The 24,712-nt window shown below is 41.5% G+C and carries 20 protein-coding genes; 9 read left to right on the forward strand and 11 right to left on the reverse strand.

Features of this window, described 5'->3' with window-relative positions; genetic code table 11:
* Positions 1 to 11 precede the first annotated feature (11 nt).
* Positions 12 to 1,073, reverse strand: coding sequence for a Xaa-Pro peptidase family protein (locus AAFQ93_RS01260; RefSeq protein WP_045762579.1), 1,062 nt, complete (start codon positions 1,071 to 1,073; stop codon positions 12 to 14).
* Positions 1,066 to 3,897: an excinuclease ABC subunit UvrA gene (uvrA, locus tag AAFQ93_RS01265; protein WP_375555403.1), complete on the reverse strand. Its 2,832-nt coding sequence runs from the start codon at positions 3,895 to 3,897 to the stop codon at positions 1,066 to 1,068. Before uvrA ends, AAFQ93_RS01260 begins: the two co-directional genes overlap by 8 nt.
* A 142-nt stretch (positions 3,898 to 4,039) precedes the next feature.
* Here uvrA and AAFQ93_RS01270 point away from each other — a divergent pair, with 142 nt between their 5' ends.
* The 4 genes from AAFQ93_RS01270 (at position 4,040) to AAFQ93_RS01285 (ending at position 7,318) form a co-directional block, all read left to right on the forward strand.
* A complete protein-coding gene (locus AAFQ93_RS01270; RefSeq protein WP_375555404.1) occupies positions 4,040 to 4,984 on the forward strand; it encodes a magnesium transporter CorA family protein in 945 nt (314 codons plus the stop codon).
* A gap of 11 nt (positions 4,985 to 4,995) precedes the next feature.
* Complete coding sequence (locus AAFQ93_RS01275) at positions 4,996 to 5,670, forward strand: DUF1129 domain-containing protein (protein WP_006146142.1); 675 nt, start codon at positions 4,996 to 4,998, stop codon at positions 5,668 to 5,670.
* A gap of 202 nt (positions 5,671 to 5,872) precedes the next feature.
* Complete coding sequence (locus AAFQ93_RS01280) at positions 5,873 to 6,136, forward strand: SemiSWEET family transporter (RefSeq protein WP_000166358.1); 264 nt, start codon at positions 5,873 to 5,875, stop codon at positions 6,134 to 6,136.
* 150 nt (positions 6,137 to 6,286) lie between these two features.
* A complete protein-coding gene (locus AAFQ93_RS01285) occupies positions 6,287 to 7,318 on the forward strand; it encodes a S66 peptidase family protein (protein ID WP_375555405.1) in 1,032 nt (343 codons plus the stop codon).
* A gap of 49 nt (positions 7,319 to 7,367) precedes the next feature.
* Here the strand turns inward: AAFQ93_RS01285 and AAFQ93_RS01290 are convergent, their stop codons facing one another.
* From AAFQ93_RS01290 to mutL, 4 genes are all read right to left on the reverse strand, one after another.
* Positions 7,368 to 8,042: a lysostaphin resistance A-like protein gene (locus AAFQ93_RS01290; RefSeq protein WP_375555761.1), complete on the reverse strand. Its 675-nt coding sequence runs from the start codon at positions 8,040 to 8,042 to the stop codon at positions 7,368 to 7,370.
* A complete protein-coding gene (locus AAFQ93_RS01295) occupies positions 8,039 to 8,602 on the reverse strand; it encodes a DNA-3-methyladenine glycosylase I (protein WP_375555406.1) in 564 nt (187 codons plus the stop codon). Before AAFQ93_RS01295 ends, AAFQ93_RS01290 begins: the two co-directional genes overlap by 4 nt.
* Positions 8,603 to 8,611: 9 nt before the next feature.
* Entirely contained in the window at positions 8,612 to 9,205 is a 594-nt protein-coding gene (ruvA, locus tag AAFQ93_RS01300; RefSeq protein ID WP_375555407.1) for a Holliday junction branch migration protein RuvA, read from the reverse strand.
* Positions 9,206 to 9,325: 120 nt separating this feature from the next.
* Complete coding sequence (gene mutL / locus AAFQ93_RS01305) at positions 9,326 to 11,275, reverse strand: DNA mismatch repair endonuclease MutL (RefSeq protein WP_375555408.1); 1,950 nt, start codon at positions 11,273 to 11,275, stop codon at positions 9,326 to 9,328.
* A gap of 289 nt (positions 11,276 to 11,564) precedes the next feature.
* Here mutL and tyrS point away from each other — a divergent pair, with 289 nt between their 5' ends.
* Entirely contained in the window at positions 11,565 to 12,821 is a 1,257-nt protein-coding gene (gene tyrS / locus AAFQ93_RS01310; RefSeq protein ID WP_036758166.1) for a tyrosine--tRNA ligase, read from the forward strand.
* A 76-nt stretch (positions 12,822 to 12,897) separates the two neighbouring features.
* Here tyrS and AAFQ93_RS01315 read toward each other — a convergent pair whose 3' ends face one another.
* Positions 12,898 to 14,961, reverse strand: a complete 2,064-nt coding sequence (locus AAFQ93_RS01315) for a heavy metal translocating P-type ATPase (RefSeq protein WP_375555409.1) — start codon at positions 14,959 to 14,961, stop codon at positions 12,898 to 12,900.
* A gap of 1 nt (position 14,962) precedes the next feature.
* Positions 14,963 to 15,241, reverse strand: coding sequence for a DUF6110 family protein (locus AAFQ93_RS01320; protein WP_049531184.1), 279 nt, complete (start codon positions 15,239 to 15,241; stop codon positions 14,963 to 14,965).
* A 151-nt stretch (positions 15,242 to 15,392) separates the two neighbouring features.
* Between AAFQ93_RS01320 and AAFQ93_RS01325 the strand changes: the two genes are divergently transcribed.
* The gene (locus AAFQ93_RS01325) at positions 15,393 to 16,241 is read left to right on the forward strand and encodes a putative RNA methyltransferase (RefSeq protein WP_375555410.1); all 849 of its coding nucleotides are present in this window, start codon (positions 15,393 to 15,395) and stop codon (positions 16,239 to 16,241) included.
* 108 nt (positions 16,242 to 16,349) lie between these two features.
* Here AAFQ93_RS01325 and AAFQ93_RS01330 read toward each other — a convergent pair whose 3' ends face one another.
* The 3 genes from AAFQ93_RS01330 to malQ all read right to left on the reverse strand — a co-directional run bounded on the left by AAFQ93_RS01330 (position 16,350) and on the right by malQ (position 20,739).
* A complete protein-coding gene (locus AAFQ93_RS01330; protein WP_083312347.1) occupies positions 16,350 to 16,556 on the reverse strand; it encodes a hypothetical protein in 207 nt (68 codons plus the stop codon).
* A 384-nt stretch (positions 16,557 to 16,940) separates the two neighbouring features.
* Positions 16,941 to 19,199 (reverse strand): glycogen/starch/alpha-glucan family phosphorylase, encoded by a 2,259-nt coding sequence (gene glgP / locus AAFQ93_RS01335; RefSeq protein WP_375555411.1) that lies wholly within the window; start codon positions 19,197 to 19,199, stop codon positions 16,941 to 16,943.
* Between the two features lie 22 nt (positions 19,200 to 19,221).
* Positions 19,222 to 20,739, reverse strand: a complete 1,518-nt coding sequence (gene malQ, locus AAFQ93_RS01340) for a 4-alpha-glucanotransferase (protein WP_248034473.1) — start codon at positions 20,737 to 20,739, stop codon at positions 19,222 to 19,224.
* 418 nt (positions 20,740 to 21,157) lie between these two features.
* Here malQ and AAFQ93_RS01345 point away from each other — a divergent pair, with 418 nt between their 5' ends.
* From AAFQ93_RS01345 to AAFQ93_RS01355, 3 genes are all read left to right on the forward strand, one after another.
* On the forward strand, positions 21,158 to 22,426 hold the full coding sequence (locus AAFQ93_RS01345; protein ID WP_375555412.1) for an extracellular solute-binding protein: 1,269 nt from the start codon (positions 21,158 to 21,160) through the stop codon (positions 22,424 to 22,426).
* Positions 22,427 to 22,522: 96 nt separating this feature from the next.
* Entirely contained in the window at positions 22,523 to 23,812 is a 1,290-nt protein-coding gene (locus AAFQ93_RS01350) for an ABC transporter permease subunit (RefSeq protein WP_375555413.1), read from the forward strand.
* A 1-nt stretch (position 23,813) separates the two neighbouring features.
* The gene (locus AAFQ93_RS01355) at positions 23,814 to 24,656 is read left to right on the forward strand and encodes a sugar ABC transporter permease (RefSeq protein WP_045613887.1); all 843 of its coding nucleotides are present in this window, start codon (positions 23,814 to 23,816) and stop codon (positions 24,654 to 24,656) included.
* The last annotated feature ends 56 nt before the right edge of the window (positions 24,657 to 24,712 follow it).

The raw sequence follows: 24,712 nt of genomic DNA on the forward strand, positions 1-24,712 counted from the left end.
TCTCATTTTTCTTAGATTACGATTAATTCTTTTGGAGCAAGGGTTAATAACTCACAACCTGTATCTGTAATCAGGATATCATCTTCGATACGAACTCCGTATTTACCTTCAATATAAATACCAGGTTCATCAGTCAAGACCATACCAGTTTTGATAACTTCTTTGGAAGTTTGGCTAAAGTAAGGTTCTTCGTGAATATCAAGTCCGATACCATGCCCGATACCGTGTGTAAAGTACTCTCCATAGCCTGCTTCCACAATGATATCACGAGGGATTTTATCAAAATCACGGAAACCTAAGCCATCCTTAGCTTGGTCAATCAGAGCTTGGTTAGCCTTCAAAACAGTGTTGTAGATTTCTGCTTGTTCATCACTGACATGATCTAGGTAGATAGTACGAGTCATATCACTGACATAGTGGTCGTAAAGGCAACCGAAGTCCATAGTAATAGCTTCACCTAGTTCTACTGGCTTGTGCATTGGGTGGGCGTGAGGTTTAGAAGAGTTAATCCCACTAGCTAGAATCGTGTCAAAAGACAAACCAGCAGCGCCTAATTCACGCATACGGAAGTCCAGGAAGTTGGCAATTTCAATTTCTGTCTTACCTGGCTTGATAAAGTCAAGAGCATCGTGGAAAGCTTGGTCTGAGATGGAACAAGCCTTACGAATAGTCGCAATCTCTGTCTCGTCCTTAATCATGCGAAGGGCTTCAACAAACTGAGTTTGAGGGAGCAATTCCAAACCTTCAAAGGCTGTTTGCATGCGATGGTAATAAGAAACTGAAATCTCATCTTCAAACCCGATACGAGAAAGGCCCATGTCTTTTGCAATCTTTGCGATAGTTGCCAACTCATCACGTTCTGCAAAAATCTCAAAACCAGTAACTTCTTGCTTGGCAGCGATGATATAGCGGGCATCTGTCACTAAGACCTGACGGTCACGGCTGATAAAGACCGTACCATTTGAACCCCAAAATCCTGTCAAATAGTAGACATTTTTAAGGTTATTGATAATGATTCCATCTAGTTCTTTTTCTTGCATTTTATCTAAAAATGCTTGTACACGTTTATTCATGATGTAACTTTCCTTTCAAATACTGTCCTGTATAGCTAGCTTCATTAGCAGCTACTTCCTCTGGTGTTCCTGTTGCGATAATAGTTCCGCCACCGACACCTCCTTCTGGGCCTAGGTCGATAATATGGTCTGCTGTTTTGATAACATCTAGATTGTGCTCAATCACGAGAACTGTATTTCCATCATCGACAAAGCGAGACAAAACGGTAAGCAGACGAGCGATATCCTCGGTATGAAGACCAGTTGTCGGTTCATCTAAAATGTAGAAGGACTTACCTGTCGAACGCTTGTGGAGTTCGCTAGCCAACTTCATACGCTGGGCCTCCCCTCCAGAAAGTGTCGTAGCTGGTTGTCCTAAGGTCACATAACCTAGACCTACATCCTTGATAGTCTGGAGTTTGCGTTGAATTTTCGGAATGTGTTTAAAAAATTCCACCGCATCGTTGACGGTCATATCCAAGACTTGCGAGATATTCTTTTCCTTGTAGTGAACTTCCAGGGTTTCGCTATTGTAACGAGTTCCATGGCAGACTTCACAGGCTACGTAAACATCTGGCAAGAAATGCATCTCAATCTTGATAATCCCATCACCCGAGCAGGCTTCACAGCGCCCACCCTTGACATTGAAACTGAAACGACCCTTTTTGTAGCCACGAATCTTGGCTTCATTTGTCTGAGAAAAGAGGTCTCGAATGTCATCAAAGACACCTGTATAGGTCGCAGGGTTGGACCTCGGAGTTCGTCCAATTGGACTCTGATCAATATCTATCAGACGGTCGATATGCTCGATTCCTGTAATGGTTTTAAACTTACCAGGCTTGTCTGAATTGCGATTGAGCTTTTGAGCAATGGCTTTTTTGAGAATACTGTTAATGAGTGTCGACTTCCCTGAACCAGACACCCCTGTCACCGCAATGAATTTCCCGAGTGGGAAGCGAGCGGTGATATTTTGCAAGTTGTTCTCACGCGCACCTGTCACTTCGATAAAGCGACCATTTCCAACGCGACGTTCTGATGGTACAGGAATCGAGCGTTTCCCTGATAGATACTGTCCTGTAATGGATTTGCTGTTGCGAGCTACCTGCTTAGGTGTTCCTGCCGCGACAATTTCTCCACCAAAGACACCCGCTCCAGGACCAACGTCAATCAGATAATCGGCTTCTCGCATGGTGTCTTCATCATGTTCTACCACGATGAGAGTGTTACCCAAATCGCGCATTTTTTTCAGACTGGCAATCAAACGGTCATTGTCCCTCTGGTGAAGACCGATAGACGGCTCATCAAGAATATAGAGAACTCCTGAGAGATTGGAACCAATCTGGGTTGCCAAGCGAATACGTTGGCTCTCCCCACCTGATAGGGTTCCTGCCGAGCGGGATAACGTTAAATAGTTAAGGCCCACGTTATTGAGGAAGGTCAAGCGGTCCTTGATTTCCTTGAGAATGGGACGAGCAATAATCGCTTCATTTTCAGACAAGGTCAGCTGGCTCACCAAGTCCAAGTGGTCTGCGATAGACAGGTCTGAAATTTCTCCGATATGTGGCCCTTGCTCGCCACCCACACGGACAGACAAGGCCTGGTCATTGAGACGATAGCCGTGACAGGTTCCGCAAGTCAGCTCATTCATGTAGAGGCGCATCTGGGTGCGAGTGTAGTCGCTATTGGTTTCATGATAGCGACGTTTGATATTATTGACAACTCCCTCAAAAGGGATGTCGATGTCGCGAACTCCGCCGAATTCATTCTCATAGTGGAAATGGAATTCCTTACCATCTGAACCATAGAAAATGAGATTCTTATCTTCCTCTGACAAGGCTTCAAAAGGAGTATCCATGTCCACTCCGAAGGCTGTCATGGCTTGTTCTAGCATATTTGGATAATAGTTAGAAGAGATAGGGTTCCAAGGTGCCAATGCTCCCTCACAAAGGGTCTTACTAGCATCTGGCACTACTAGATCCGTATCAACCTCTAGCTTGATCCCCAAACCATCACACTCACTACATGAACCAAACGGTGCATTGAAAGAGAAGAGACGAGGTTCTAGTTCTGGAACCGTAAAGCCACATACTGGACAAGCGTAGTGTTCTGAGAAGAGCAACTCAGAGTCATCCATGGTATCGATAACCACATAACCTTCTGCGATACGAAGGGCTGCTTCAATGGAATCGAAGAGACGACTACGGATACCTTCCTTGATGATAATACGGTCTACCACCACGTCAATGTTGTGTTGTTTATTTTTTTCAAGTTCAGGAACTTCGGTCACATCGTAGACAACTCCATCGACACGGACACGGACGTAACCATCCTTTTGAATCTTTTCAATCAGCGTCTTATGCTGCCCCTTTTTCTTACGAATAACAGGAGCCAAAATCTGCAGACGCTGGCGTTCTGGCAATTCCAAAACCTTGTCTACGATCTGTTCGACAGACGAAGCCTTGATAGCCCCATGTCCATTGATACAGTATGGTGTTCCTACACGAGCATAGAGGAGACGCAGATAGTCGTTGATTTCCGTCGTTGTCCCAACCGTCGAACGAGGATTTTTACTGGTCGTCTTCTGGTCAATGGAAATAGCAGGACTAAGACCATCGATAGAGTCCACATCTGGTTTTTCCATATTCCCTAAGAACTGACGAGCGTAGGCTGATAGACTCTCTACATAGCGGCGTTGCCCTTCTGCATAAAGAGTATCAAAGGCAAGACTGGACTTGCCCGAACCCGACAACCCCGTCACCACAACTAGCTTGTCTCGTGGAATTTCCACGTCAATATTTTTTAAATTATGGGCGCGTGCCCCATGGATGACAATCTTATCTTGCATGTTACTTCTTTCTAGTCCATTGTTGCTTTCCATTATACCAAAAAAAGTGAAATTCTATTACCAAAAAAGCCGATTTTGTAGTATAATAGTACGGTGTCAAAAATCACTGAAACACGGATTAGATTAGGAAAGGATAAGAGATATGAAGCAAGTCTTTCTCTCAACTACAACTGAATTTAAAGAGATTGATACGCTCCAGCCGGGCACTTGGATCAATCTCGTCAATCCTACACAAAGCGAATCGATGGAAATCGCCACAGCCTTTGATATTGATATCGCTGATCTCCGTGCACCGCTTGATGCGGAAGAGATGTCTCGTATCACCATCGAAGATGAGTACACCTTGATTATCGTAGACGTCCCAATCACAGAGGAAAGAAATAACCAGACCTACTATGTGACTATTCCCTTAGGGATTATCATCACAGAAGAGGCTATTATTACCACTTGTTTGGAGCCTCTCCCACTTCTTGATGTCTTTATCAATCGTAGGCTTCGAAATTTCTATACCTTCATGCGTTCGCGCTTTATCTTCCAGATTCTCTACCGCAACGCGGAGATTTACCTAACCGCCCTCCGTTCAATCGAACGTAAGAGTGAGCAGATTGAGAGTCAACTTCACAAATCTACTCGAAACGAAGAATTGATCGAACTCATGGAGTTGGAAAAGACCATCGTCTACTTCAAAGCTTCTCTGAAGACAAATGAGCGCGTGATTAAAAAATTAACCAGTGCGACTAGCAATATCAAGAAATACCTTGAAGATGAAGACTTACTGGAAGATACCTTGATTGAAACGCAACAGGCCATCGAGATGGCGGATATCTATGGAAACGTCCTTCACTCTATGACAGAGACCTTTGCCTCTATCATTTCAAACAACCAGAACAATATCATGAAAACCTTGGCCCTCGTGACCATCGTTATGTCTGTGCCGACCATGATTTTCTCAGCCTACGGAATGAACTTTAAGGATAATGAAATTCCTTTAAACGGAGAACCGCACGCTTTCTGGCTCATCGTCTTCATCGCCTTTGCTATGAGTGTTTCCCTCACTCTTTACCTCATCCATAAAAAATGGTTCTAACAGGAGTTATTATGTCACAGATTGATTTAAAAGAATTAACTAAGAAAAACCAAGAATTTATCCACATTGCAACCCAACAATTTCTCAAGGACGGAAAAACCGACGCTGAAATCAAGGCCATCCTTGAAGAAGTCATCCCTCATATCCTTGAAGAACAACCAAAAGGTGTGACCGCTCGTTCTATCTATGGAGCACCAACTCACTGGGCTCACAGCTTCAGCGAAAAAGAGCAATACGAGAAAGAACATCCAAAGGAAAATGACGATCCAAAATTGATGATGTTGGATTCAGCCCTTTTCATTACAGGACTGTTTGCAGTAGTTAGTGCCTTGATGAGCTTCTTCTCAAACCAACCCGTAGCTTACGGATTGGTAACACTTATCAGTGTAGGGGCCTTTGGTGGAGTTGCCTTCTACCTCCTCTATCACTTCATCTACCGCTACTACGGACCAGATACTGACCGTAGCCAACGTCCTCCATTCTGGAAATCACTTTTGGTTATGTTAGCGACTATGTTTGCTTGGGTCTTCATCCTCTTCTTGAGTAACTTCCTTCCACAAGCCATCAACATTAGTCTCCCACCACTTGTTTTGTTGGTGATTGGAGGAGCTCTCCTTGCCCTACGTTTCTACCTCAAAAAACGTTTCAACATCAAGAGCGCAAGTGCAGGACCTGCTAGATATTAAGATAAACAATGAAAGTAGTGTGTTTTGTAGACAGACTACTTTTTTTGTAGTTCCAAATCATTTATTGATTCGTCAAAATCATAAATAGACATTTTGTCTAAATTTACTTCAATGTAAAGTCTTCCCTTGGAATCCCGAGGTTTTATCCTTGAATCCAAGTTGTTTTTCTGTTATACTAATAAAATAATAAGGAGAAATATATATGACTAAACAGAGAATTAATCAAATTGTTGGTTCAATTGGTGCCTTTATTGGGATTATTGTATTTATAGCCTACATCCCCCAAATTTTTGCCAATTTACAAGGGAACAAAGCTCAACCATTTCAACCTTTATCAGCAGCAATCTCTTGCTTAATCTGGGTCATTTATGGATGGACAAAAGAGCCTAAGAAAGATTGGATTCTAATCATTCCAAACTCAGCCGGGGTTGTCCTTGGCGGACTGACCTTCCTTACTGCTCTATAAGAAATTAACTACTATAAAAAGCAACCACATCGAACGGTTGCTTTTTTACTACTTTCTCGATCTAAAAGCCTTTTTCTGATTCTAATTCTTGTTGTTTCCCCTCATCTTTTGTGATACAATAGGCTCAATCTATTTCTAGGAGGATAATATATGACTTCTACTATTGGTATTATAAGTTTATCTAGTGGGACTATGGGTGAAGACTTTGTCAAGCACGAAGTGGACTTGGGTATTCAACGTCTCAAGGGCCTCGGACTCAATCCTATCTTTTTGCCCCATTCGCTAAAAGGCTTAGATTTTATCAAAGAACATCCTGAAGCTCGTGCAGAGGATTTGATTCAGGCCTTTTCTGATGATAGCATCGACATGATCCTATGCGCCATTGGTGGAAACGATACCTATCGCTTACTACCTTATCTTTTTGAAAATGACCAACTACAAAAGGTTATCAAACAAAAAATTTTTCTTGGCTTCTCGGATACAACTATGAACCATCTCATGTTGCATAAACTAGGAATCAAGACTTTTTACGGCCAATCATTTCTAGCAGACATTTGTGAATTGGACAAGGAGATGTTGCCCTATAGCTTTCACTACTTTAAAGAATTGATTGAGACTGGAAGAATCTCAGAAATCCGCCCTAGTGATGTTTGGTATGAGGAACGAACTGACTTCAGTCCCAAAGCCTTGGGAACACCTCGTGTCAGCCATGCAAATACTGGTTTTGACTTGTTACAAGGCAATGCTCAGTTTGAGGGAGAAATCCTCGGTGGTTGCCTCGAGTCTCTCTATGATATTTTTGACAACTCTCTACACGCAGATAGCACAGACCTCTGCCAAAAATACAAACTTTTCCCTGACTTATCCGACTGGAAAGGAAAAATCCTCTTGCTAGAAACCAGCGAAGAAAAGCCTAATCCTGAAGACTTCAAAAAGATGTTGCGGACTTTAAAGGAAACTGGTATATTCGAGGTTATCAGTGGACTCTTGGTCGGAAAACCTATGGATGAAACTTTCTATGACGACTATAAAGAGGCACTATTGGATATTATTGACAGCAATATCCCTATTGTCTATAATCTGAATGTCGGCCACGCAACTCCAAGAGCAATTGTCCCCTTTGGCGTTCACGCCTACGTAGATGCAGAGGAGCAAGTCATCCACTTTGACTATAACAAATAAAGCTGGGAAAATTTCTCAGCTTTTTTCAGTATCGTTACTAGCATTTTCATCACATACTACCGATAGCTAAAATAATAAAGGATAGGCTATTGCCTAACATGTGAACAAGTAGGGGATAGTAGACATTCTCCTTTTCTTTCACATAAATAATAGAAAAGACAAGGCCCCCACCTAGGTATCCGACTGCACCGACCCACTCTGATAAACTTACATTATGCATATGAGTCAGAGCAAAGACAAGTCCTACCAGAAGAATGCTTAGCCAACTTGGCAGACTTTTCTGCAAGTGATGCAATAAGAGCTGACGGAAAAAGAGTTCTTCCACCAAAGGTCCAATGATGCAGGCGAAAACTGCTATCAGTAGTGGTTGCTCTTGAAAGGTAATTTGAATATTCGACTGGTTTAGACCTTGTCCGACCAGCCCGAAAAACTGCCTCAACAACTCTGATATAAATCCAAAGGCAACAGTCATCAGAATGAGAAAGATCCATCCTGTTAAGACGCCAAAGAAGAATTTTCTTTTAGTTTTTCTAATCTCATTCCATTGTTGGATTAATCTATCCTTGAACAAGAAAGAGCCGTATAGTGCTAATACTACATAGACTAGATAATTTGCAATGGTAGACGGCATCAAGGAAGCCAACCATCTAACGCCATCAAACACAAAGAGAATGGTATATAGGAGCCCAAAAATCAGAACTCTCTTATATTTGTTAGACATTATTTAAGACCCTTCCATGCACAATCATTCTCGTGATCATCAATCAAGCCTGCAGCCTGTAGAAAAGATAAAACTGCAACTGGTCCAGTAAATTTGAAGCCACGTTTTTTGAGATCCTTGGATATTTTTTCAGACAAAGGCGTTTTGGCTGGTGCTTGACTGTAGTCCGGGATATCATTAACGATGGTTTTCCCCTCTACAAAAGACCAGAGATAAGCATCAAAAGAGCCGAATTCTTCCTGAACTTGTAGAAAGGCCTGGGCATTAGCTCGCGTCGCAAAAATCTTGGCACGATTGCGGATAATTGCTGGATTATTCATCAAAACTTCTAGCTCTTCATCCGTCATCTCTGCGACGCGTTGAAGATGGTAACCCTGAAAAGCTTGACGGAAGGCTTGACGTTTATTGAGCACCGTTTCCCAAGAAAGACCAGCCTGATAGGTCTCCATACAGAGCAACTCAAACAATGCTTGATCATCATGGAGGGGTTGGCCCCACTCTTCATCATGGTAGGCTACATATAGAGGGTTGTTCATTTTAACCCAGCCACAACGTTTTGACATAGACTTCTCCTATTTGACCAACATCTTAAGGGCAGATTTGATGTAGTTTTCAGCAGTATCTGAAGTTCCTTCAAAGAATTTCTTGATCTTCTTAAGCTCGGTCGCCTTGTAGCCCAATGCCAACATGGCTTCCATAGCTTCTTCCAATTCTTTGTTGTCACTGCTAGATGGAACTTCAGTCTTAGCAGGGAGGTCATCGCCTGCCACAACCACCTTACCTTCTAGGTCCAAGACCATCTGTTGGGCTGTTTTCTTCCCGATTTTAGGGAACTTGGTCAGGTAGGTTATATTCTTGCTTTCGATAGCTTGGACAAGGCCTGCATTGTCATCCGCCGCAATAATAGCCAGAGCAGAAACCGGGCCAATGCCCGACACCGAAATCAAGCTGAGAAAGAGTTTTTTCTCGTCTTCTGAACGGAAACCGTAAAGTAGATGAGCGTCTTCGCGAATAACTTGATGGACATAGATTTGTGCTTCTTGATTGACTCGTCCTGAGTAGGCATAAGGGTTGGCTACGTGTAGGATGTAGCCGATGCCGTTTGCTTCTAGAACGATGTATTTAGCAGTAATTTTGGTAATAATACCTTTTAGATATTCGTACATAATTTTTCCTTCAATTTATACTCAATGAAAATCAAAGAGTAAACTAGGAAGCTAACCGTAGGCATAACTTAAGTTAGACAAGGTAAGGCTGACGCAGTTTAAAGAGATTTTCGAAGAGTATTAGTATTTGCCTAGTTCTCGTAAGCTCGTGTGATTTTCTTGAATGCGACGGAACATCTTTTCCATATCTGACTTGGTAAAGTGGACCAAAACAGGGCGTCCGTGCGGACAGTTATATGGGTTGTCACATTGAGAGAGCTGATAGAGGAGCTGTCTAGCTGAGTGGTCATCGATACGATGGTTGGCCTTGATAGACCGCTTGCAGGACATCATGATGGCCAACTCTGCTCGGTATTTCTTGATCGAAACTTCCTTGGTCAAAAGGAGCATATCACACATCTCATAAATCCCTGACTCGATTTCCTCTTCTTTCATCCAAATCGGGTGTTCCCGAAGGATGAATTGATTCTCCCCGTACTCTGCTAGAAAGACGCCAACTTCTTCTAAGAGAGGCATTCTTTCCTTGAGACGAAGGGCATCATCTGCTGGAAATTCAAAGATGTAGGGCACTAGGAGCTGCTGCTGGCTCTGGTCAACATTGCCAATACTTTCGCGATACTCCTCATACTTAACCCGCTCCTGGGCTGCGTGTTGGTCTATGATGTAAAGCCCATCTCGACCTTGGGCAAAGAGATATGTCCCGTGCATCTGACCGAAAAATTCCAACTCTGGGAAACTAGAAGACTCTTCTCGTTCCAGCTTGTCATAAGCCTTATCCAAACTAGCCATATCTAACTCTGGATGATCTAGTTGGTCGTAACTGATAGACTTTCTCTCTGCAAAATGCAGTTTTGCTGGTTTGGTCAGCTGATCCAAGGTTTCCTTAGCGAAGAGGTTCAAATCCTGTCTTTCTTCAGTCAGATTCACCTGATGGTCTGCCACCTCAGCTTGTGTCTGTCTTGTCGATTCATTTTTTTCATAGTAGAGCGTATTTTCTCTCAGTGGCAAAGTCGTTTGCTCTACTTTTTCACGATTACGAACCGTAGACTTAGCAAGATTTTCCAAGGCATCTGGAATCAAGGTCTGTTCCTTGAGACTCTTTGCGATAGCTTCTGAAACCAGTGCCATCAGCTCTCTTTCCTTAGAAATACGCACCTCTTGCTTGGTCGGGTGCACATTGACATCTGCTAGATAAGGATCGATATGGATGTGAATAACAGCTAGCGGAAAACGCCCCACCATAAGCTTGCTGCCGTAACCATCTAAAATGGCACGATTGAGCAGGAAGTTTTTGATATAACGACCATTGATAAAGAGACTGATATAGTTACGATTAGCCCGTGTCAATTCCGGCAAGGACACAAAGCCTGAAATTTCAAAGTCTAGGTCAGAATTCTCAATCTCAACCATCTTTTTGGCACTGGCTAAACCATAAATCCCAGCAATGGCTTGACGCAGTTGACCCGTACCAGCTGTTCGTGTCATCTCCTTGCCATCGCTAATCAGGCTAAAGGAAATCTCAGGATGGGCTAGCCCCAAACGGTTGACAATATCAATGATGTGAGACAACTCCGCCTGCTGGCTCTTCATATACTTGAGACGAGCTGGTGTGTTGAAAAAGAGATCCTCCACAAAAACCTTGGTCCCAACAGGACTGGTCGCAGGGATGATTTCTTCCACTTCTCCCCCACGAGCTACTAGCTTGGTCCCGTGACTTGCTCCATCCACTGCTGTCAAAAGAGTCAGTACACTAACAGAAGCGATAGAAGGCAGAGCTTCACCACGAAAACCGAGGGTCCGAATCCGAAAGAGATCCGCTTGATTCTTAATCTTACTGGTTGCATGGCGACGCAGGGCCAACTCCACCTCATCGTGGGCAATCCCGTGACCATTATCGGTGATTTGGATTTTCTTAAGACCAGCTTCCTCAATCTCAACGATAATCTGGCTTGAGCCAGCGTCGATAGCATTTTCAACCAACTCTTTAACTACACTGGCAGGACGTTCGATAACTTCTCCTGCCGCGATCTGGTTGGCCAAGACTTCTGGCAATTCAATAATATGAGACATCTTTCAGCCCCTTTCTTAACTGTTTTTATCTATTTCTCTGAAAATAATACTCTTCAAAAATCAAATTCAAACCACGTCAGTCTCGCCTTGCCGTACTCGAGTACAGCCTTCGGCTAGCTTCCTAGTTTGCTCTTTGATTTTCATTGAGTATAAGCTAGTGCTATTATACCATATTTCACTCGTTTCCAAAAAAGTCCAAGCAGCAACTTTCTTCCCGATTTTACTAGGTTATTTGCCAAGTTTGTGGTAAAATAGGTAGAAACAATATTTTATAAAGGAGAAAAGACACATGCACATTTTTGATGAGCTAAAAGAGCGTGGTTTGATTTTTCAAACGACTGATGAAGAAGCTTTGCGTAAAGCCCTAGAAGAAGGTCAAGTTTCTTATTATACTGGCTACGATCCAACTGCTGACAGCCTTCACCTAGGCCACCTTGTCGCAATCTTGACAAGTCGTCGTTTGCAGCTAGCAGGTCACAAACCTTATGCGCTCGTTGGCGGTGCTACAGGTCTCATCGGAGATCCGTCCTTCAAAGATGCTGAGCGTAGTCTCCAAACAAAAGACACAGTAGATGGCTGGGTCAAGTCTATCCAAGGACAACTTTCTCGTTTTCTTGACTTTGAAAATGGTGAAAATAAAGCTGTCATGGTCAATAACTACGACTGGTTTGGCAGCATCAGCTTCATTGACTTCCTCCGTGATATCGGAAAATACTTCACTGTCAACTACATGATGAGCAAGGAGTCTGTTAAAAAACGGATCGAAACAGGGATTTCTTACACTGAGTTTGCCTACCAAATCATGCAAGGTTACGACTTCTTCGTCCTCAACCAAGAGCACAATGTTACCCTCCAAATCGGTGGTTCTGACCAATGGGGAAATATGACTGCTGGTACAGAGTTACTTCGTCGTAAGGCTGACAAGACTGGTCATGTAATCACTGTTCCACTCATCACAGACGCAACTGGCAAGAAATTTGGTAAATCTGAAGGAAACGCTGTTTGGCTCAACCCTGAAAAGACTTCTCCATACGAAATGTACCAATTCTGGATGAACGTCATGGACGCTGACGCTGTTCGCTTCTTGAAAATCTTTACTTTCTTGTCACTTGACGAGATCGAAGACATCCGCAAACAGTTTGAAGCTGCGCCACACGAACGCTTGGCTCAAAAAGTCTTGGCTCGTGAAGTCGTGACTCTTGTCCACGGAGAAGAAGCCTACAAAGAAGCCCTTAACATCACTGAGCAACTCTTTGCCGGAAATATCAAAAACCTTTCTGTCAAAGAACTCAAACAAGGACTTCGTGGTGTGCCAAACTACCAAGTACAAGCAGACGAAAACCACAACATCGTAGAACTCCTCGTGTCATCTGGTGTGGTTAACTCAAAACGTCAAGCCCGTGAAGATGTCCAAAATGGAGCTATCTACGTCAACGGCGACCGTATCCAAGACCTTGACTATGTCTTGAGCGACGCAGATAAGTTAGAAAACGAACTCACTGTTATCCGACGTGGGAAGAAAAAATATTTTGTATTGACTTACTAAACTGTTCAACATTTACCTATAAACAAAGGAGTTAACCTCGAGAAAGGTAACTCCTTTTTGTTGTTGATAACCATATCTATCTAGCCTTAATAGACAGGCTACGCAGTACAATACGTAAGGTTGTTAGATTATGTAAGATAGAGAGATTTGAAGGACTGAGCCAATTAAACAAGCCAAAGCCAATCAAACTACTATTTACGACAACGGTATCTTGAATATTCTTCTTGATGAGTGTTTGCAAAGATGATGATAGCCAATCCAACTCTTGGAAGAAATCCAAGCGATTATCTAACAATAAGATATCACTCATCTGCTTAGAAATATCTGCACTCTCATTCATTACCACACCGATATCTGATAGGGTTAGAGCAGCTGAGTCATTCAACCCATCCCCAACCATCAAAATAGTATGACCTGCTTTCTGCAGTTCCTCTACTAACTCAAATTTCCCATCAGGTTTCAAGTCTGTATAGACCTGATCAAAGGGCAAATCTTTGACTAATTCCTCTGTTCTAACCAAGGTGTCCCCTGTTGCCAGAATCAATTTTTTCCCTTGTGCCTTAAGTTTCTCCAAGGCTGCTTTTGCTTCTTTTCTCAAAGGAGTATGAATGCAGAACATTCCAATCAATTCATTCTGATAAGCCAAGAATAAGAGATTGTAGTGACTCTTGTACTCTTCAATTAAAGCATTTTGTTCTGAACTGATATGAATTTGCTCATCCTGCATCAAGACATAATTCCCAATAAGAACTGGTTGGCCATCTATATGAGATTTGATCCCCTTGCTTGCGATATATTGGAGTTTCCCATGCATTTCCTCATGTTCAATTCCCTCTATCTCAGCTTGCTTGACGATGGCATTAGCAATAGGATGATAAATGTGTTCCTCAAGACAGGCACTGATTCTGAGAATATCTTCCTCACTATAGTCCCCAAAAGGTAACACCTTTTCAACTATCGGATAACTAGTTGTGATTGTTCCCGTCTTATCAAACAAGAAGGTATCAACTTCCAGATATTTCTCCAGAACATCCCCATCCTTAATCACCATTTCACGATTCAACCCCTCCTTGATAGCTGTCAAATAAGCTACAGGAGTAGAGATTTTCAAAGCGCAGGAGAAATCGACCAATAGAAAAGAAATAGCCTTAGAAAAAGAACCTGTCAATAGGTAAGTCAGCCCAGCCCCCAAGAAATTATATTTGACGACCTTGTCCGCCATCTTGATGAAATAGCGTTGTTTCGTTTTCTTGTTTTCTTCAGATTTTTTCATCAACTCAATCAGTTGTAAAATCCGGCTGTTCATCTGATTATCGGTTACACGAATGCGTAACTCTCCAGTTTCTAATACTGTATTTGCACAAACCAAATCAGACTCTCTTTTTTCAACTGGAAAACTCTCTCCCGTCAAGGAACTTTCGTTGACCATACCTAAACCTGAAACTACTTGTCCATCAAATAGAATTTCATTTCCTTGAGATAAGACCAAGACATCTCCTATTTGAACATCGGAACTCTTGATACTAACAACCGTATCGCCCTGTACTAAGAATACATCGCTCTCTTTTGCAAGAAGGCTTTGTTCTAAATCTGTTGCAGTTTTTTTCAAGGACCACTGATCTAAATGATTTCCCAAATCAAGCATAAACATGATGTTGCTAGCTGTCTTGGATTGGTTCATAAACAAGGACAATAAAATCGCCGAACAGTCCAAGACTTCCATCGTTAGTTCCTTACGCGCTAGTGTTTGATAGGCTTCTCTGATATAACCCAAAGCCTGATAACAAGTCCATATATAGCGAATAGGATACGGCACAAAACTACGAAAAATTATACGCTTAATCGCTGCACCTGAAACAATAGAATAAGCACTCTCTTCTCTACGAATGGGAAGAGTCATCAACTCAGAAACTTTCCCTCTATCAATTCTTTTTAAAAAGGCTTCTGCATTATCTAATACAGAAAAGCCTTCTTTTATGCGTAGAGTAAAGTGCTGTTGATCCATGTAAAACTGGATAGACTCAATCCCCTTTTCATCTCTCGCCAAGGAACGAAGATAGTCTTGAATATCCAAGGTGAGTGAAAAAGAAGATGATAGTCGGATATGTTGGTATCCTCTATGTAGCACTTTAAAAGACATATTATTCTCCTATAAGGCTATCTAATTGCTCTTCTTTTTTCTCTTGCTCGTACAAATATTTGGCATCTTGCAAGACATCGTCTCCATGTTGTTTCACAACAGAAACAGATGCATCTAGCCCGTCTTTCAACTTGTAAGCCTTAGCCAAAGCTTTAGAATAACCTTTTTTAGCTTCCTTACTTGCTAAGATTTTCAAACCAAGTGTACCAAATGCGACACCACCCAAAAAGAGTGATGATTTTTTCGCAACTTTTGCGACGTTTAATACTTCTTTTAGCATACTTATTTCCTCCTTATCATTATTATATAGCAATTTAGATATAAAATCAATTTCATTCTATAAATTGGAGAATTAGTTTTATTTCTACTGAATCTCCCATCTACTTATTCCTAAAGTTGCTTTCATTTGCCTCTTTTGATACACTTAAACTATGAATACAAACCTTAAACCTAAACTCCAGCGTTTTGCTTCTGCTAGCGCTTTTGCCTGTCCCGTCTGCCATGAAAACCTGATCTTGGTAGAGTCTAGTCTCAAGTGTAGCAACCGCCATTCTTTTGACCTAGCAAAATTCGGATATGTCAATCTAGCCCCTCAAATCAAGCAATCCGCCAACTACGACAAGGAAAACTTTCAAAACCGTCAGCAAATCCTAGAAGCTGGATTTTATCAGGCTATTCTAGATGCCTTATCAACCATGATTTCTAGCTTAGAAACGAGTCAAACAGTCTTGGATATCGGCTGTGGCGAAGGTTTCTACTCTCGCAAACTCCAAGAACTGCACCCCGACAAGACCTTCTACGCCTTTGATATTTCAAAAGATTCGGTCCAAATCGCTGCTAAAAGTGAAACCAACTGGGCAGTCAACTGGTTTGTTGGTGACCTGGCTCGCCTTCCTATAAAAGACGCCAGCATGGATATCCTACTTGATATCTTCTCACCTGCCAACTACGGAGAATTCCGACGAGTCTTATCAAAGGACGGCATCTTAATCAAGGTCATTCCTACTGAAAACCACCTCAAGGAAATCCGTCAAATGGTACAGGACCAGCTAACAAAGAAGGACTATTCAAACCAAGATATCAAAAAACACTTCCAAGAACACTTCAGCATCCAATCTATCCAGACTGCTTCCCTGACCAAATCCATTACAGCAGAGCAAAGACAAGCTTTACTCAGCATGACACCCCTCCTCTTTCACGTTGACCAAAGCAAGATTGATTGGAGTCAACTGACAGAGATTACCATCGAAGCAGAGATTCTGGTCGGAAAAGCACTGTAAATAAATTTTTTAGATAAGACAAAACCCGCACCTCTTCTTGAGATGCGGGTTTGAAACACGATTTTTCACTGTCTTTCCGAATAGTATAAAAAACTTTGACCTCTCCATTTATTTTCGATTTGAAATGACAAATTTATCAATAAATAGCAAGTGATATAAGGCAAGTGATGCCCCATAACAACATCCATGAAAAGAGATTTCTTGATGAGTAAGTGGAAACGAAGAACTATTACCCGTATAAAGGCATGACCAAATTACAAAAAGAATCCAAAATAAATCAGTCCATTTATATTTTGAAAAATATTTTTTCCACATAAGAATACCTTCTTTCTTTACTATAATACTATTATAATACTGTTTGTAAACGAATACAAGAAATTTGAGGTAACAGCTAAGAAGAAACTTATGCTTAAAGGTAGTAAAACCAGCCTTCTTAGTGTCCTCTAGGTCTGATTTTTAAGTCTAGAAATTATTGACAGATTATTTTTTCTTTTGAGACCAGTCAACCTCAAATCCACAACATTCAAAAAAAGCGAATTTCAATTGAAACTCGCTTTTTTGCTAGATATGTAATAACTATAAAATTTCGTATCTTATACTCAATGAAAATCAAAGAGCAAACTAGGAAACTAGCCGCAGGCTGTACTTGAGTACGGCAAGGCGACGTTGACGTGGTTTGAATTTGATTTTCGAAGAGTATTAGTTCAAGTGCCAGATATCTTCGTTGTACTGAGCGATTGTACGGTCAGATGAGAAGAATCCTGCTTTAGAAATGTTAACGATGACTTTGTCCAACCATGCGTCACGGTCTTCGTAGTCAGCAAGCATTTGCTCTTTCACTTTGATGTAATCTTCCAAGTCAAGAAGAGTCATGAACCAGTCTTTGTTGATCAATTCATTGTAAAGACGTTCCAAGCGTTCAATCTTACCAACTGCAAGAACAGCGTCGCTCACGATAAAGTCAACCAATGGTTTGATAGCTTCACGAGCGTAGAACTCGCTTGATTTGTAAGCTGATTTCGCGTAAAGGTCGATAACAGTTTCTGAATCTTCACCGAAGATGTAGATGTTTTCGTCGCCAACCAACTCAGCGATTTCCACGTTAGCACCGTCCATAGTACCAAGAGTCAAGGCTCCGTTCAACATGAATTTCATATTACCAGTACCCGAAGCTTCTTTAGAAGCAAGTGAGATTTGTTCAGAGATGTCACATGCTGGGATCAAGAAGCTTGCTGCAGTAACGTTGTAGTTTTCAACCATAACCACTTGCAAGTGTGGAGCTACTGCTGGGTCGTTTGCAATCACTTCTGACAAGCAAAGGATCAAGTGGATGATGTCTTGGGCGATAGTGTAGGCAGGAGCTGCTTTACCACCAAAGAATACTGTGATTGGACGAGCAGGGATGTTACCAGCCTTGATGTCCAAGTATTTGTGGATCACATACAAAGCGTTCATTTGTTGACGTTTGTACTCGTGAAGACGTTTGATTTGGATGTCAAAGATAGAGTTTGGATTGATTTCCACACCTTGGTGCTCTTTCAAGTGACGAGCCAATTTACGTTTGTTGTGAGCCTTGATGCTTTCCAATTTTTCTTTTACAGCTACTTTATCTTCATAAGACAAGAGTTTTTCAAGCTCATCTGCTTCATGGTGCCAACCATCTCCAAGAATCTCATCTAAGTAGTGAGACAATCTTGGGTTAGCATGCATGAGCCAACGACGGAAAGTAATACCGTTTGTTTTGTTGTTGAATTTTTCTGGGTAGATGTCGTAGAAGGCTTTCAACTCTGAGTTCTTCAAGATTTCAGTGTGAAGAGCCGCAACCCCGTTTACGCTGTATCCGTAGTGGATATCCATGTGAGCCATGTGAACACGTCCGCTCTCATCGATGATTTGAACAGCTGGGTCTTTGTATTCTGCTTTAACACGACGGTCCAATTCCTTGATGATTGGTACCAAGTGAGGAACCACTTCTTCCAAGAATTCAAGAGGCCATTTTTCAAGGGCTTCAGCAAGGATTGTGTGGTTTGTGTAAGCAGTCATGCTACGAACGATTGAAATTGCTTCATCAAGTTCGATACCACGTTCAGTCAAAAGACGGATCAATTCAGGGATAACCATTGATGGGTGAGTATCGTTGATTTGTACAACTGCGTAGTCAGCAAGGTCGTGCAAGTTGCTGCCTTTTTCGATCGCTTCATCGATGATCAATTGCGCACCGTTTGAAACCATGAAGTATTGTTGGAAGATACGGAGCAATTCACCTTGTTTATCGCTATCGTCTGGGTAAAGGAAAAGAGTCAAGTTGTGAGCGATATCTGTCTTATCAAAGTTGATACCATCTTGAATGATTGAAGAATCAACTGAATCCAAGTCGAACAAACGCAAACGGTTTTTAGTTGCTGTTTCATAACCAGTAACATCAATATCGTAAAGAGTTGATATCAAAGTAAAGTCTGCAAATGGTACTTGGTAGCTACGACTTGAGCGAACCAACCAGTTTTGGTCAGTCAACCAAGCATTAGGAATCGTTTCTTGTTGGTTGTTTTTAAGCACTTGTTGGAAAAGACCGAAGTGGTAGTTCAAACCAACACCGTCACCATTCAAACCAAGTGTAGCGATTGAGTCGATAAAGCAGGCTGCCAAACGTCCCAAACCACCATTACCAAGTGATGGTTCCAATTCTACTTCTTCGATTTCGATCAACTCTTTACCTGCAGCTGCAAGTTCTTTTTTAACTTCGTCATAAAGACCAAGGTTAATCAAGTTGTTTGACAAGAGTTTACCAATCAAGAACTCAGCTGAGATGTAGTAAACTTTTTTCTTACCAGTGTTGACTGGTTTTTGGCTACTAGCAAGTTTGCTGTAGTTAAGAAGAGCAAGATAAAGCTCTTCGTTGCTGCATTCTGCGATAGATTTATTGTAACGATTTTGTACAAATTCTTTTAATGGTAACATTTTTGTGTCTCCTGATAATGTCTTATTTCTTTAATTCTACCAAATTTTCATTGATACGGCGATAAATTGTAGTCAAGTCAAGCAAAGTTTCTTCGACAGCAGGAGTCAATTGTTCCTCTGTCATACGCCATGACCAGTTTCCACCAAGAGTAGATGGGAAGTTCATACGAGCTGAACCATCCAACTCTAGCAAATCTTGCATAGTGGCAATCGTCATGAAACTTACTGATGCGAAAGCTGTACGAAGCATAGCATGCACCACTGTTTCGTACTCTTTACGGTTTGTGTAGCGAGCCATATACTCACGAGTTGGATCATCAATCTCATCACGGTACCAACCAAGAACAGTGTTGTTATCGTGTGTTCCTGTATACATAACTGAGTTTGCTGGTGCCAAGTGTGGGCTGTCGATACTTTCGTGTTCTGGATTGAAAGCAAATTGAAGGACTTTCATTCCTGGGAATCCAGTGCGCTCACGAAGCTCGATGACTTCATCAGTCATGAATCCAAGGTCTTCTGCGATGATGTTCAAGTCACCAAGTTCTTCTTTAACAGCTGCAAAGAGTTTGTAATCAGGTCCTTTCACCCATTTACCAGGTGCCGCTGTTTCAGAACCCGCAGGAATTTCCCAGTAAGACTCAAATCCACGGAAGTGGTCGATACGCACGATGTCGTAAATCTTAAAGCTTTCACGCAAGCGTTCAATCCACCATTTATAACCATCGCGATCCATTGCTTCCCAGTCATAGATTGGATTCCCCCAAAGCTGACCTGTCTCAGAAAACTCATCTGGTGGGCATCCTGCAATGCAAGTTGCTTTCCCGTTTTCATCAGTTTTAAAGAGGTGTGGATTTGCCCACATATCGCTTGAATCTTCAGCAACATAGATTGGCATATCCCCTACAATCTCGATGTGGTTTTCGTTAGCGTATGCTTTCAATTTCAACCATTGTTGGAAGAAGAGATATTGGGTTACTCGGTGGAAAACAAGTTTGTCTGCCAATTGTTCACGGTAGCTTTCAAGAGTTGAAACTTTGCGAGCACGAGCATCAGCATCTGGCCATTCAGTCCAAGCAAGGTTGTCAAAATGCTCTTTGATCGCCATATACTCAGCAAAGAGTTCAAGCCATGATTGGTTTTCTTGAGCAAATTTTTCAAAATCTTTGACATCTCCAACTTCAAGGAAACGTTTAACTGCTTTTTCTAGAAGCGGACGACGTGCGTAATAAATCTTAGCATAATCAACTTCAGTTGGGTTGCTACCGAAGTCTACTCCCTCAAGATCACTTGCTTCTAACAAGCCTTGCTCTACCAAAACATCAAGATCGATAAAATGAGTATTTCCAGCAAAGGCTGAGAAAGATTGATAAGGAGAATCTCCGTAGCTTGTTGTTCCTAATGGAAGGATTTGCCAGTAACGTTGTTTAGTACGAACCAAGAAGTCAACGAAATCATAGGCGCTTTGACCAAATGATCCGATTCCGTAAGCCCCTGGAAGTGATGAGATGTGCATCAACACACCACTTTGACGTTTTTTCATAATAGCACCTCAAGTGTTTGTAGTTAAATATTTCATTTTTACAAGCGCAAACGTTTGCGCCAAGTAAAGTATAACCCATTTCAAAAAGAAATGCAAGCGTTTCAACAAAAAACTTTTCAATTTATTTACTTTATAGCTTTTTTAAAAAACTATATTCTTATTTTTTCACCTCTACAAAAACATCTACAAACTATGCAAACGTTTCCCTTAAATTATTCTTGAATTGAAATTTATATGATTTCATCCTTTCCTTCCTATTATATAACCAATTTTAGAGATTAACCAGTTACAAGCTTTTTAAATTTTTTTCAAAAAAACGCTTGCAACCGTTTTCTGTTTGTGCTATACTAAGTTCATAAGAGAAAACGTTTGCGTTTCCTTGAAATCAAAATTTGTTATTCTTTAGGAGGAATACACTATGTCAACTAAATTCATGAAGAGCGCAGCTGTACTTGGTACTGCTACTCTTGCTAGCTTACTTTTAGTAGCTTGTGGAAGCAAAACTGCTGATAAAACTGCTGACTCTGGTTCATCAGAAGCGAAAGAAATCACTTTCTACGTTGAAGATCAATATAAAGCTTTTGCAGAATCAGCTGCCAAAGCTTACGAAAAAGAAGCTGGTGTAAAAGTTACTATTAAAACAGGGGACCAATTAGGTGGACTTGACAATCTTTCACTTGATAACCAATCAGGTAAAGCTGCTGACGTCATGATGGCACCATACGACCGTGTAGGTAGCCTTGGTACTGACGGACAACTTTCAGAAGTTACTTTGAGTGACGGTGCTAAAACAGACGATACTACTAAATCTCTTGTAACTGTTGGTGGTAAAGTTTATGGGGCTCCAGCCGTTATCGAGTCACTTGTTATGTACTATAACAAAGACTTAGTGAAAGAAGCTCCTAAGACATTTGCTGACTTGGAAGAACTTGCTAAAGATAGCAAATATACCTTCGCTGGTGAAGACGGAAAAACTACTGCTTTCCTAGCTGACTGGACTAACTTCTACTACGCATATGGACTTCTTGCTGGTAATGGTGCCTACGTGTTTGGACAAAACGGTAAAGACCCTAAAGATATTGGTCTTGCTAACGATGGTGCTATTGCAGGTATCAACTACGCTAAAACTTGGTATGACAAATGGCCTAAAGGTATGCAAGATACTGAAGGTGCTGGAAACTTGATCCAAACTCAATTCCAAGAAGGTAAAACAGCTGCTATCATTGATGGACCTTGGAAAGCTCAAGCATTCAAAGATGCTAAAGTAAACTACGGTGTTGCAACTATCCCAACTCTTCCAAACGGTAAAAACTACGCAGCCTTTGGTGGTGGTAAAGCTTGGATCATCCCATCAAGCACTAAGAACCTTGAAGGAGCTCAAAAATTCGTAGACTTCCTTGTTTCAACTGACCAACAAAAAGCATTCTACGATGCAACAAACGAAATCCCAGCTAACACTGAAGCTCGTACTTACGCTGAAGGTAAAAACGATGAGTTGACTACTGCTGTTATCAAACAGTTCAAGAACGCTCAACCAATGCCAAACATCTCTCAAATGTCAACAGTTTGGGACCCAGCTAAAACAATGCTCTTTGACGCTGTAAGCGGTAAGAAAGATGCTAAAACAGCTGCAAATGATGCTGTAACATTGATCAAAGAAACAATCCAACAAAAATTTGGTAACTAATTGATTGATTCAAGGGGGATTTAAAATTTATCCCCCTTGATTTTTAGATATTAACAGAACTCAGCTTGACGTTCACATCTTATGAAAGGAGTACTCATGGAACAACAACCAAGAAAAGCAGCCTTGCTTTCATTGATTCCTGGGTTGGGGCAAATCTATAACAAACAAAAAGCCAAAGGTTTTATCTTCCTTGCTGTAACATTAGCTTTTGTCCTCTATTTTATAGTACTTGCAGCACCTGAATTGAGCAACTTGATCACACTCGGTGAAAAACCTGGCCGTGACAACTCTCTCTTTATGTTGATTCGTGGTGCATTTCACTCTATTTTTGTAATTGTTTATCTAGCATTTTATATTCTCAATATTAAAGATGCTCATACCATTGCAAAACGTATCAATAATGGCATTCCTGTCCCATTGACACTTAAGGATATGATTAAAGGTATCTATGAAAATGGATTCCCATACTTGCTCATTATCCCATCTTACGTTGCCATGACATTTGCCATCATCTTCCCAGTTATTGTAACCTTGATGATTGCCTTTACTAACTATGATTTCCAACATCTACCACCAAATAAACTCTTGGACTGGGTTGGATTGACTAACTTCACCAATATTTGGAGCTTGAGTACCTTCCGTTCAGCCTTCGGTTCTGTTCTTTCTTGGACTATTATCTGGGCTTTGTCTGCATCTACTTTGCAAATTGTACTCGGTATCTTTACAGCTATTATTGCTAACCAACCATTCATCAAAGGAAAACGTATCTTTGGTGTTATCTTCCTTCTACCTTGGGCTGTTCCAGCCTTCATCACTATCTTGACATTCTCAAACATGTTCAACGATAGTGTCGGAGCTATCAACACTCAAGTTTTGCCACTTTTTGCTAAGGTTCTTCCTTTCTTAGATGGCGTTCTTATCCCTTGGAAGACAAATCCAACTTGGACTAAAATTGCCTTGATTATGATGCAAGGTTGGCTTGGATTCCCTTATATCTATGTCCTTACTCTCGGTATCCTACAGTCTATTCCAAACGACTTGTATGAAGCAGCTTATATCGACGGTGCAAACGCTTGGCAAAAATTCCGCAGCATCACTTTCCCAATGATTTTGGCAGTTGCGGCACCTACTTTGATTAGCCAATACACCTTCAACTTCAACAACTTCTCTATCATGTACCTCTTCAATGGTGGTGGTCCTGGTAGTGTCGGTGGTGGAGCTGGTTCAACCGATATCTTGATCTCATGGATTTACCGTTTGACAACAGGTACAGCTCCACAATACTCTATGGCAGCTGCCGTTACCTTGATTATTTCAATCATTGTCATCTCTATTTCTATGATTGCCTTCAAGAAACTACACGCATTTGATATGGAGGACGTCTAAGATGAATAACTCAATCAAACTAAAACGTAGACTGACTCAAACCCTCACTTACCTCTACTTGATCGGACTTTCAATCGTCATTATCTATCCTCTTTTAATCACGATTATGTCTGCCTTCAAGGCTGGTAACGTTGTGGCCTTTAAACTCGACAGCAATGTCAACTTTAGTCTTGATAACTTCAAAGGGCTCTTTACAGAAACCTTGTACGGGACATGGTACCTTAATACTTTGATCATCGCTTTGATCACTATGGTCGTTCAGACAAGTATTATCGTGCTTGCTGGTTATGCTTACAGCCGTTACAATTTCTTAGCTCGTAAACAAAGTTTGGTCTTCTTCTTGATTATCCAAATGGTGCCAACAATGGCCGCTTTGACTGCCTTCTTCGTTATGGCCCTCATGTTAAATGCCCTTAACCATAGCTGGTTCCTCATCTTCCTATATGTCGGTGGTGGTATCCCTATGAACGCTTGGTTGATGAAAGGTTACTTTGACACCGTGCCAATGTCTCTCGATGAATCTGCAAAACTGGATGGTGCAGGACACTTCCGCCGCTTCTGGCAAATCGTTCTCCCTCTCGTCCGCCCAATGGTTGCGGTACAAGCACTCTGGGCCTTCATGGGACCTTTCGGAGATTATATCCTCTCTAGTTTCTTACTTCGTGAGAAAGAATACTTTACAGTTGCCGTTGGTCTCCAAACCTTCGTCAACAATGCGAAGAACTTGAAGATTGCCTACTTCTCAGCAGGTGCTATCCTCATCGCTCTTCCAATCTGTACACTCTTCTTCTTCTTACAAAAGAACTTCGTTTCAGGACTTACAAGCGGTGGCGACAAGGGGTAATATACCCCCGCCACCCTTTTTCATTTTTAATACTCTTCTAAAATCAAATTCAAACC

Origin of the sequence: Streptococcus nidrosiense, assembly GCF_042140045.1 — a bacterium.
In the GTDB taxonomy this organism is placed as follows: domain Bacteria; phylum Bacillota; class Bacilli; order Lactobacillales; family Streptococcaceae; genus Streptococcus; species Streptococcus nidrosiense.

Coding starts and splice junctions, on each gene's coding strand:
- AAFQ93_RS01320 (WP_049531184.1), bottom strand. CDS start 15,241: ATGCTAAAAGAAGTATTAAACGTCGCAAAAGTTGCGAAAAAATCATCA.
- AAFQ93_RS01350 (WP_375555413.1), top strand. CDS start 22,523: ATGGAACAACAACCAAGAAAAGCAGCCTTGCTTTCATTGATTCCTGGG.
- malQ (WP_248034473.1), bottom strand. CDS start 20,739: ATGAAAAAACGTCAAAGTGGTGTGTTGATGCACATCTCATCACTTCCA.
- glgP (WP_375555411.1), bottom strand. CDS start 19,199: ATGTTACCATTAAAAGAATTTGTACAAAATCGTTACAATAAATCTATC.
- AAFQ93_RS01345 (WP_375555412.1), top strand. CDS start 21,158: ATGTCAACTAAATTCATGAAGAGCGCAGCTGTACTTGGTACTGCTACT.
- AAFQ93_RS01275 (WP_006146142.1), top strand. CDS start 4,996: ATGTCACAGATTGATTTAAAAGAATTAACTAAGAAAAACCAAGAATTT.
- AAFQ93_RS01355 (WP_045613887.1), top strand. CDS start 23,814: ATGAATAACTCAATCAAACTAAAACGTAGACTGACTCAAACCCTCACT.
- AAFQ93_RS01260 (WP_045762579.1), bottom strand. CDS start 1,073: ATGAATAAACGTGTACAAGCATTTTTAGATAAAATGCAAGAAAAAGAA.
- ruvA (WP_375555407.1), bottom strand. CDS start 9,205: ATGTACGAATATCTAAAAGGTATTATTACCAAAATTACTGCTAAATAC.
- uvrA (WP_375555403.1), bottom strand. CDS start 3,897: ATGCAAGATAAGATTGTCATCCATGGGGCACGCGCCCATAATTTAAAA.
- AAFQ93_RS01315 (WP_375555409.1), bottom strand. CDS start 14,961: ATGTCTTTTAAAGTGCTACATAGAGGATACCAACATATCCGACTATCA.
- mutL (WP_375555408.1), bottom strand. CDS start 11,275: ATGTCTCATATTATTGAATTGCCAGAAGTCTTGGCCAACCAGATCGCG.
- AAFQ93_RS01295 (WP_375555406.1), bottom strand. CDS start 8,602: ATGTCAAAACGTTGTGGCTGGGTTAAAATGAACAACCCTCTATATGTA.
- AAFQ93_RS01270 (WP_375555404.1), top strand. CDS start 4,040: ATGAAGCAAGTCTTTCTCTCAACTACAACTGAATTTAAAGAGATTGAT.
- AAFQ93_RS01330 (WP_083312347.1), bottom strand. CDS start 16,556: ATGTGGAAAAAATATTTTTCAAAATATAAATGGACTGATTTATTTTGG.
- AAFQ93_RS01325 (WP_375555410.1), top strand. CDS start 15,393: ATGAATACAAACCTTAAACCTAAACTCCAGCGTTTTGCTTCTGCTAGC.
- AAFQ93_RS01280 (WP_000166358.1), top strand. CDS start 5,873: ATGACTAAACAGAGAATTAATCAAATTGTTGGTTCAATTGGTGCCTTT.
- tyrS (WP_036758166.1), top strand. CDS start 11,565: ATGCACATTTTTGATGAGCTAAAAGAGCGTGGTTTGATTTTTCAAACG.
- AAFQ93_RS01285 (WP_375555405.1), top strand. CDS start 6,287: ATGACTTCTACTATTGGTATTATAAGTTTATCTAGTGGGACTATGGGT.